Annotated in this window: 7 protein-coding genes; 6 read left to right on the top strand and 1 reads right to left on the bottom strand. The window is 72.2% G+C overall.

Going from position 1 to position 7,156, the window contains the following annotated elements; genetic code table 11:
• The 6 genes from infB to BN39_RS15795 form a co-directional block, all read left to right on the top strand.
• The coding region (infB, locus tag BN39_RS15820) for a translation initiation factor IF-2 (protein WP_081586125.1) at positions 1–2,092 on the top strand (2,092 nt) is incomplete at its 5' end.
• A 10-nt stretch (positions 2,093–2,102) separates the two neighbouring features.
• The gene (locus BN39_RS15815) at positions 2,103–2,393 is read left to right on the top strand and encodes a DUF503 domain-containing protein (RefSeq protein WP_019203409.1); all 291 of its coding nucleotides are present in this window, start codon (positions 2,103–2,105) and stop codon (positions 2,391–2,393) included.
• 94 nt (positions 2,394–2,487) lie between these two features.
• Complete coding sequence (gene rbfA, locus BN39_RS15810) at positions 2,488–2,973, top strand: 30S ribosome-binding factor RbfA (RefSeq protein WP_019203408.1); 486 nt, start codon at positions 2,488–2,490, stop codon at positions 2,971–2,973.
• Positions 2,970–3,908, top strand: coding sequence for a bifunctional oligoribonuclease/PAP phosphatase NrnA (locus tag BN39_RS15805; RefSeq protein ID WP_019203407.1), 939 nt, complete (start codon positions 2,970–2,972; stop codon positions 3,906–3,908). Before rbfA ends, BN39_RS15805 begins: the two co-directional genes overlap by 4 nt.
• Positions 3,905–5,281 carry an MATE family efflux transporter gene (locus tag BN39_RS15800; RefSeq protein WP_019203406.1) on the top strand — a complete coding sequence of 459 codons (1,377 nt, stop codon included), beginning with the start codon at positions 3,905–3,907 and terminating at the stop codon, positions 5,279–5,281. The genes BN39_RS15805 and BN39_RS15800 overlap by 4 nt, the downstream gene beginning before the upstream one ends.
• Before the next feature lie 42 nt (positions 5,282–5,323).
• Positions 5,324–5,785: a hypothetical protein gene (locus tag BN39_RS15795; protein WP_148281513.1), complete on the top strand. Its 462-nt coding sequence runs from the start codon at positions 5,324–5,326 to the stop codon at positions 5,783–5,785.
• 74 nt (positions 5,786–5,859) lie between these two features.
• Here the strand turns inward: BN39_RS15795 and fmdA are convergent, their stop codons facing one another.
• Entirely contained in the window at positions 5,860–7,116 is a 1,257-nt protein-coding gene (fmdA, locus tag BN39_RS15790) for a formamidase (RefSeq protein ID WP_019203404.1), read from the bottom strand.
• Between the last annotated feature and the right edge of the window lie 40 nt (positions 7,117–7,156).

Here is a 7,156-nt window from a genome sequence, read left to right as displayed (position 1 = left end):
GCGCGCGGCGCGTCCGGCCGCCCAGGGCCGTCCCGGCCCCGGTGGCCGTGGCGGGCCCGGCGGTCGTCCGGGCGGCGGCGGTGGCGGTGGCTACCGCGGCGGTCCCGGTGGCGGCGCTCCCGCGGGCGGTTTCCGCGGTCGTCCCGGTGGCGGCGGTCGTGGTCGTCCCGGCGGCACCGCCGGTGCGTTCGGTCGTCCCGGTGGCGCCCCGCGTCGTGGCCGTAAGTCGAAGCGGGCGAAACGCGCCGAGTACGAGAACATGCAGGCGCCGATCGCCGGTGGCGTCAGGCTGCCTCGCGGCGGCGGCGAGACGATCCGTCTCGCCCGCGGCGCCTCGCTGAGCGATTTCGCCGAGAAGATCGACGCCAACCCGGCGTCGCTGGTCCAGGCGCTGTTCAACCTGGGCGAGATGGTCACCGCCACCCAGTCGGTGAACGAGGAGACCCTCGTGCTGCTGGGCGAGGAGATGAACTACGTCGTCCAGGTCGTGAGCCCGGAGGACGAGGACCGTGAGCTGCTCGACAGCTTCGACCTCACGTACGGCGAGGACGAGGGCGGCGAGGAGGACCTCGAGTACCGTCCGCCGGTGGTCACCGTCATGGGCCACGTCGATCACGGTAAGACCCGACTGCTGGACACGGTCCGCAAGGCCAACGTCCGCGAGGGCGAGGCCGGCGGCATCACGCAGCACATCGGCGCCTACCAGGTGCTCACCGAGCTCGAGGGCTCCGAGCGCCTGATCACCTTCATCGACACCCCGGGTCACGAGGCGTTCACCGCCATGCGTGCCCGTGGCGCGAAGGCCACCGACCTCGCGATCCTCGTGGTCGCGGCCGACGACGGCGTCATGCCGCAGACGGTGGAGGCCATCAACCACGCGCAGGCGGCGGAGATCCCGATCGTGGTCGCGGTGAACAAGATCGACAAGGAGGGCGCGCAGCCGGAGAAGATCCGCGGCCAGCTCACCGAGTACGGCTTGATCCCCGAGGAGTACGGCGGCGACACGATGTTCGTCGACATCTCCGCCAAGCAGGGCACCAACGTCGAGCAGCTGCTCGAGGCCGTGCTGCTGACCGCGGACGCCTCGCTGGACCTGCGGGCCAACCCGGACATGGACGCGCAGGGTGTGGCCATCGAGGCCCACCTCGACCGCGGCCGCGGCCCGGTGGCCACCGTGCTCATCCAGCGCGGCACCCTGCGGGTCGGCGACTCGATCGTGGCGGGCGACGCCTACGGTCGCGTGCGGCGCATGGTCGACGAGAACGGCGACGACATCTCGGAGGCGACCCCGTCGCGTCCGGCGCAGGTCATCGGCTTCACGTCGGTCCCCGGCGCGGGCGACAACCTGCTCGTGGTCGACGAGGACCGGATCGCCCGGCAGATCGCCGACCGGCGCGCGGCGCGCAAGCGCAACGCCCTGGCGGCCCGGTCGCGCAAGCGGGTCTCCCTGGAGGATCTGGACGCCGCGCTCAAGGAGACGAGCCAGCTCAACCTCATCCTCAAGGGCGACAACTCCGGCACCGTGGAGGCGCTCGAGGAGGCCCTGCTGGGCATCGAGATCGACGACGAGGTGCAGCTGCGCGTCATCGACCGCGGCGTCGGTGGCGTCACCGAGACCAACGTCAACCTGGCGTCGGCGTCGAACGCGATCATCATCGCGTTCAACGTGCGCGCCGAGGGCAAGGCCACGGAGCTCGCCAACCGCGAGGGCGTCGACATCCGCTACTACTCGGTGATCTACCAGGCCATCGACGAGGTGGAGAGCGCGCTCAAGGGCATGCTCAAGCCGGTGTACGAGGAGAAGGAGCTCGGCCAGGCCGAGATCCGCGCGATCTTCAAGTCCTCCAAGGTGGGCAACATCGCGGGTTGCATGGTCCAGTCGGGCATCATGCGGCGCAACGCCAAGGCGCGCCTGCTGCGGGACTCGACGGTGGTCGCCGAGAACCTCACGGTGAGCTCGCTCAAGCGCGAGAAGGACGACGCGACCGAGGTCCGCGAGGGCTACGAATGCGGTCTCACGCTGACGTACTCCGACATCAAGGTCGGGGACGTCATCGAGACCTACGAGCTCGTCGAGAAGCCGCGCGACTAGCGGCTCCGACGTGTTCATCGGCGCCCTCGAGATCGATCTGCTCCTCGGGGACGTGCATTCGCTCAAGCAGAAGCGGTCGGTGGTGAAGCCCATCCTCGCCGAGCTGCGGAGGTTCTCCGTCAGCGCGGCCGAGGTGGGCGCCCACGACCTGCATCGGCGGGCCGTGATCGGGGTCGGCGTGGTCGGCCCCGATCACGGCCACGTCGCCGAGGTGCTCGACCGGTGCGAGCGCACCGCGGCCGGCCACCCCGAGATCGAGGTACTTTCCGTACGGCGACGGTGGTTCGGTCCCGAGGATTGAGCGGGGTGGACGCAGCTTGGCGTGCCGCCCGCCCCCACCGATATATGCTCGCTCGACCACGGGTGTTCGACAGTTTGAGAGGGAGGGAGCAGGCATGGCTGATCCGGCACGGGCCGCTCGGCTCGCCAAGCGGATCGCGACGATCGTCGCCACCGCGATCGAGCACGACATCAAGGACCCGCGACTCGACCACGTGACGGTGACGGACGCGCGGGTGACCAACGATCTGCACGACGCCACCGTGTACTACACGGTGATGGGGCCGACGATCGACGCGGAACCCGACTACGAATCGGCGGCGGCGGGCCTGGAGAAGGCGCGCGGTCAGCTGCGCAGCAAGGTCGGCGCCGGCACCGGTGTGCGGTTCACGCCCACACTGAGATTCGAGCCCGACAGCGTCCCCGAGGCCGTCGCGAACATGGAGGCGCTGCTGGCGAAGGCGCGCGAGCAGGACGCCCGCGTGGCCGCCGTCGCCGCGAACGCCACCCCGGCCGGGGAGGCCGACCCGTACCGCCACGACGAGGACGAGGAGGCCGCGCCGGCCGACGACGCCGGCGCCACCGACGAGGCCGACCGGTGACGACACCCGCCGCGGCCGCGGCCGCGCTCGACGGTGCCCGCCGGGTCGCCGTGTACTGCCACGTCCGCCCCGATGCCGACACCCTCGGCTCGGGCCTGGCGCTGGCCCGCATCCTGCGCTCGCGGGGTGCGGAGGTCTCCGTGAGTCACCCGGGCCCCGATCTGCCGTCGGGGCTCTCGATGCTCGTGGGCCACGACGGGTTCAGCGACCCGATCGACGCCGACGTCGCCGTGGCCGTCGACTGCGCCAGCTCGGAGCGCCTGGGCGCGCTCGAGGCGAGGTTCCAGGCCGCGCCCGTGCGGGTGGTCATCGACCACCACGCCACCAACGGCGGGTTCGGCACCGTCGACCTGGTGGATCCGCAGGCCAACTGCACCACCGAACTCGTGCTGGCGGTCGCGGATGCGCTCGGTACCGAGATCGACGCCCGGACCGCGGACTGCCTGTACGCGGGCCTGATCACCGACACCGGTTCGTTCCGCTGGTCGTCGCCGTCGGGGCACCTGATGGCCGCCCGCCTGCTGGCCGCGGGAGCGCGTGGGCGCGATCTGGCCCGGGACCTCCTCGACAGTCACCCCCGCGCCTGGTTCGCCATGGCGGCCCGTGTCCTCGCATCGGCGACACCGGCACCGGAGGCCTTCCGGGGGCGCGGCGCCGTGTACGCCGTGTGTTCGGCGACGGACCGCGGCGACCTCAGCTGGGACGCCGCCGAATCGCTCATCGACCTGCTCCGCACGGCCGACGACTGCGAGGTGGCCGCGCTGTTCAAGGAGGGCGCGCCGGGCGAGTGGTCGGCGTCCCTGCGGGCCCGCACCAACGAGGACGTCTCCGCGTTCGCCCGCGGCTTCGGCGGCGGCGGACACACGCTGGCGGCGGGCTACTCCGCGCGCGGCACGGCCGCCGAGGTGGTGCGCGCGTTCCTCGACCGGGCATGACGGGCGCCGTGGGGGAGCTGGAGAGCTCCGGGCTCGGCCGCCGGATCATCGGGCAGGCGCTGCCCGCCCTCGGCGTGCTCGCGGCGGAGCCGCTGTACCTGCTGTTCGACACGGCCGTCGTGGGCCGGCTCGGGGCGCTGCCGCTGGCCGGCCTGGCGGTGGGCGGCCTCATCTTCGCGACGGTCTCCACGCAGCTGACGTTCCTGTCCTACGGCACCACGTCGCGGTCGGCGCGGCGGTACGGTGCCGGTGACGGGCGGGGCGCGGTCGAGGAGGGCGTGCAGGCGACGTGGCTGGCGCTGGCCGTGGGCGGCGTGCTGCTGACGCTGGTGCAGATCTTCGCCGGCCCCTTGTCGCGGGCGGTCGCGGGGCGGCCGGAGATCGCGGGCGCCGCCGAATCCTGGTTGCGCGTGGCGTCTTTCGGAATCCCCCTGATCCTGCTCACCATGGCGGGCAACGGGTGGCTGCGCGGTGTGCAGCGCCCGCGGTCGCCGTTGGTCTTCGTGCTCGCCGGGCTCGGCCTGTCCGCTCTCGTGTGTCCCGTGCTGGTGTACGGCCTGCTCGGGGCCCCGCGGCTGGGGCTGGTGGGCTCGGCGTGGGCGAACCTCGCGGGGCAGGTGGTGAGCGGGCTGCTGTTCCTCGCGGCGCTGGTCCGCTCCGCCACCGCGCCGTCGCGGGGGCGTGACGGGCCCCGGGAGTGGGTCGCGCTGCGCCTCCGGCCGTCGATCGTGCGGGCCCAGCTGGTACTCGGCCGCGACCTCATCGTGCGGAGCCTCTCGTTCCAGGTGTGCTTCGTCTCGGCCGGGATGGTGGCCGCGCGTGCGGGCGCGCAGTTCGTGGGCGCGCACCAGATCGCGATGCAGCTGTGGAACTTCGTGGCTCTGGTCCTGGACTCCCTGGCCATCGCGGCGCAGACCCTGGTGGGCGCCGCGCTGGGGGCCGGGGACCGCGCGGGCGCCCGCGGACTGGGCCGGCGGGTCACGGTGTGGTCGACCGGGTTCGCGGTGGTCATCGCGGTGTTCCTGGCCGCGGTCAGCGGCGTCCTGCCGTACGCGTTCACCGGCGATCGGGCGGTGCTCGACGCGCTGCGGGTGCCGTGGTGGTTCCTCGTGTTCATGGTGCCCGTCGCGGGCGTGGTGTTCGCGCTCGACGGGGTGCTGCTGGGCGCCGCCGATGCCGCCTTCCTGCGCACGGCGACGATGGCGTCGGCGCTGGTGGGCTTCCTGCCGCTGATCTGGCTCTCGTACGCCTTCGGGTGGGGTCTGGCCGGCATCTGGTCCGGTCTCGCGGCGTTCATGGTGCTGCGTTGCGTGACCGTCGGGGCGCGGTTCCGGGGCTCGGCGTGGGAGCGGATCGGGACCGCTGCGGGGTGACCCGGGTTGCATTGTCCCGACAAATGCGTTGCGATGTTGCACATGACAATCACTGTGACTCCCGGCACGCCCCGGTTCCGCCGGCTCCTCGCGGGCGCGGGCGTGTTGGCAGGGCTCGGCGCCGTGGTGGCGTGCGCGCCGTCGAACAACGGTTCCGTGCCCTCGTTCACGGTGAACCCCTCGGCGCCCGCGTCCGCCTCCACCCCGTCGAGCCCGGCAGCGTCAGCGTCGCGCAGTTCGTCCGCGCCGGCCACCACCCAGGCGCCCGCGACCGACGATCCGACGTGGCAGGGGCCGGGCTCCGGTGACTCGGACGGCGGCTACCCGACGACGACGTACCCGAACGAGGGCTACCCGACGACGGAGTACCCGACCACCACGACGGCGCCGCAGACGAAGCAGACCCAGACGCCGCAGACGATCGTGATCCCGCCGGAGATCAAGCTGCCCCCGGGGGTTCCGCCCACGATCACCCTGCCGCCGGGGCTCCCCATCCCGCGCTGAGCGGGCGGGGAACCCCGGGCCGGGGCCGCTCCGCCACACCGGGACCGGGTGCGGCCGGTCCCGGGTGAGCGGCGTCAGAGGGCCGCGCGGGGCGCCCCCATGCCGGGATCGATCCGGACGGGCCCGTCCTTGCCGGGCGTGACGTCGAAGTCGAAGATCGACGTGGGGATGTACACGGTGGCGCACGAGTTCGGGATGTCCACCACGCCGGACAGGCGGCCCTCGATGGGCGCGGCGCCGAGCAGCAGGTACGCCTGCTCCGGGCTGTAGCCGAACTTCGTCAGGTAGTCGATCGCGTGCAGGCAGGCCCTCTGGTAGGCGAGGTGGCTGTCGAGGTAGCGCTGCTCGTCGTCGAGCGTCACCGAGGTACCGGAGAAGGCGAGGAACTGCTCGTACCGCGGGCCCACGTCGCCGCCGGGCAGGAAGATCGCGTTCTCGCTGACGCCGTAGGTCTCCATGCCACCGGAGATGACATCGACGTGCAGGTCGATGAAGCCGCCCATCTCGATGGCTCCGCAGAAGGTGATCTCGCCGTCGCCCTGGCTGAAGTGCAGATCGCCCACCGACAGGTTCGCGCCGTCCACGAACACCGGGTAGAAGACCCGGGTGCCGCGGGTGAGGTTCTTGATGTCCTGGTTGCCGCCGTTCTCGCGCGGCGGCGCGGTGCGGGCGGCCTCCGCGGCGGCCGCGGTGAAGGCGTCGCCGGTCAGGGTGCCGAGGATCGCGTCGTTCGGCTCGGGCGGCAGCGCGAGCGGCGGCACCCGGTCGGGGTCGGTCGCGATGAGCGCCGCCTCGCGGGCGTTCCACCGGGCCAGCAGGTCCTTCGACGGCGCGGTGCCCATCAGGCCGGGGTGGATGATGCCGGTGAAGCTGACGTGCGGCACGTGCCGGGAGGTGGCCGTGTGCCCCGTGAAGTCCCAGACCGCCTTGTACGCGTCCGGGAACTGGTCGGTGAGGAAGCCGCCGCCGTTCTGCTTGGCGAAGATGCCGGTGTAGCCCCAGCCCTGGCCGGCGAGGGGGCCGCTGTCCTCCTGCGGGATGGGGCCCACGTCCACGATGTCCACGATGAGCAGGTCGCCGGGCTTCGCGCCCTCCACCGCGATGGGGCCGGACAGCGTGTGCACCGTGGTCAGCGGAGCGTTGAGGATGTCCTCCGCCGAGTCGTCGTTGTGGATGGCCCCGTCGAACCACTCCCGGCAGTGCACCCGGAAGGTGTCCCCGGGCTTGACGGTCACCGCGGGCGGGATGGCGTAGTGCCACCGGTTGTGGCCGATCTTCTCCTGATCGGTGAACTTCTTACTGGAATCGAGCGGAAAGACGACCTCTGGCATGACACTTCCTTCTCGTTGACGTCACCGGTGCCCGCGCGGG

This window comes from Tsukamurella sp. 1534 (genome assembly GCF_000312385.1).
Classification (GTDB): Bacteria; Actinomycetota; Actinomycetes; order Mycobacteriales; family Mycobacteriaceae; genus Tsukamurella.
This window is presented reverse-complemented; position numbering and strand designations above follow the sequence as displayed.